Genomic DNA, 2,718 nt, shown 5'->3' on the forward strand with positions numbered 1-2,718 from the left:
TATAGTGATAGGTAAGCCTTTGAAGTTATCTCCAGCTTTTCCCCCACTTCACACCGTACGTGAGACTTTCACCTCATACGGCGTTCCAACTAATCCAACTCATTCAATATTTTTATGTATATGCAAGATGAAATGTAGAATCAGATTGCTTCGTTCAGGCATAGCTCACGCAATTCATTAACCTTTTTAAGTTGTTTTTCATTTAACTTAAGCACGTTTAAAAGTACTTGTATTTTCTCTTGATTTTTCATATGAATGAGACGATGAACAGGTGCGTGTACTATCATTAAATTCCCGTATGAATCATCTTGTGTTAGATGAAAAGGTGTTTTATGATGACAGTGACAATCGTTCCGTCCTAATTCAATTCCTGTAATGGCACATTTCCCATATTGTGCAATAAAACGGCTAATCCGATTGTCGTTATATTCAATAGAACGACTTGGTATATATTGGTTCGTCACATAAGCGAGGACTTGTTTATTAATTGCCCGCAAACTTTGATGAATTTTATTTCTACCTACGGTAGTGTAGTTACAGATTGATTGAGAGAAGTTAAGGTTCACTTTACAACGTTGGGCATGGATTGGCACAATGACCATTCCTTTTATTTTATAAAGTTTACATTCGTAACCCTTATACCGCTTCTGTAAAGTTTTTGTGAGGTCCTGAAACGTTGCTTCTTTCCTCATTTCATTTAAACGATTGAATAACGCTTTATTAAGACGATTGCTCAGCTTATTTAAGTCTAATGTGATGTGCGACGCAGCGGAATAATAATTCTGTATTCCCATTATTACCGTATTAAATCGCCAAACATTTTCAGGTGATTGGTGTTTCTGAATTACCTTTATTGCTTGTTTAAGCTTTATCTGTGCATTATCGAGTGACTTTTTGGTCATATGTGATCGGGCAACATAAAGAGTTCTTTTATTCGTCTGCTTCCGATGTGCCTTAAGACGAAACCCTAAAAACTCTGATGAGTTTTTCTTTAAGTTGACCACTTTCGATTTTTCCTCACTAATTTCAAGGTGGAGTCTTGTTTGAAGAAAATCTTTCACTGCGTAATGCATTTTTATCGCTTGCGAGCGAGTGCGACAAAGAATTTTAAAATCATCAGCGTACCTTACAATATAGCAGTGTTTCAAGTTCGATTTTTTCAATGCATTGTATCTGCCGGCATACGATGTATATGGCGTTCGTGTTTCAAGGGTTTCCCATTGATTACTAACCCACCAATCTAGTTCATTTAAGACAATGTTAGATAACAGGGGTGATAATATTCCCCCTTGAGGGGTACCTTTGGTTGGGAATCCTTCTCCTATTACTTCAGCTTTTAAAAGACGCGAAATAATAGAAAGTAATGCCTTATCACGAATACCAAGCGACCACATTTGTTTTAATAATTTGGCATGATTTACATTGTCGAAGAACCCTTTAATATCGACGTCTACACAGTGATATAAACATGCCCGATTAATAAGCGTCTCGAACCTAGCTTTCGCATGATGTGTACTACGATTTGGTCTAAAACCATAACTGTGTTTATAAAACCTTGCTTCACAGATGGGCTCAAGCACTTGAAGAATACACTGTTGGAACAATCTGTCCCAAATAGTCGGAATCCCTAAAGGGCGTGTTTTCCCGTTTGCCTTCGGGATGATGACCCGTCGAACGGCTTTGGGTGTATAACGTCCAAACATTCGTTGTATCGTCGATACAACTTCTATCACGGATAATTGACTTATATCTTCAATCGTTAGTTCATCATATCCAGCCGTTCTACTGCCAGTGTTTCGTTTAATATTACGATATGCTAATCGAATGTTTTCATCAGATTGCATTAAATCGAGTAATCCATAAAAATTTTGACCATTTGCACTTTGGGCGTATAGGGAATCAAAATGATATTGCATATCATAATACTCATTGTGCCTCAGTTTCTTTCGTTTTAACAAGTCGGTGGCTCCTTTGGAGCTGAACCTCTATTAGTCTTACAAGAACCTTATTAATCGTTGAAGAACTGTCTTGCATGGTTGAATGAATCTTTAATTAGTCTAGTGGCTATCCCTCCACGTTCATTACACGCTTCGACGGTACTGTGCCACCACTTTCACTGATATGAAGAAAAGTTATACAGCCGCTAGTCTCACGACTATTTTCCTTTCCAACGCTTCACCGAGAGTAAGCTCTCCACGTTATCAGCTTACAACGTTGAATTATATCTATTATAGAACAAACTTAGGTGCTTCCTATGAGCCTGTTAGCATTGCATGTGCCTGTAACACAAGATGGATTTTTATATAGTCAATTCTTACTCACCCATAGCTAACCCTACATTTGGTAGTAAATACATTTCTATATAACGCGCGTCTAGACCCGTACATTCAGAAGTTCGTCAGCAATACAGTATCTTATTGTATTTACATCGCATTCTCACCATATTTGTTCAACCCAAGCATCATGATTTACACCACCCCATCGGGTAGGCTTTCGTCAGCCAAACTGTTACGGTAAATTCTCACGCCTATTAACCGAGCTTATAACACGCGTTTCCTTACTGATCAACGTACTACTCGACGCAGGGGAATCCTTTCAGAGCGTTACCTCCTCATTCGACTTCTCGATATAACCCTTCAATTTCTAGAAACATGAAACTGCCTGACCTTTACCGAAATTGTGTGACCACATTTCATTTGAGCCAGGAACGTTTCGCAC

The 2,718-nt window shown here is 38.3% G+C and carries 1 protein-coding gene; it reads right to left on the bottom strand.

The window, feature by feature from the left end; translation table 11 throughout:
- Positions 1-140: 140 nt before the first annotated feature.
- Positions 141-1,958, bottom strand: a complete 1,818-nt coding sequence (gene ltrA / locus C7437_RS16655) for a group II intron reverse transcriptase/maturase (RefSeq protein ID WP_484278728.1) — start codon at positions 1,956-1,958, stop codon at positions 141-143.
- Positions 1,959-2,718: the final 760 nt, after the last annotated feature.

Source organism: Psychrobacillus insolitus, assembly GCF_003254155.1.
Classification (GTDB): domain Bacteria; phylum Bacillota; class Bacilli; order Bacillales_A; family Planococcaceae; genus Psychrobacillus; species Psychrobacillus insolitus.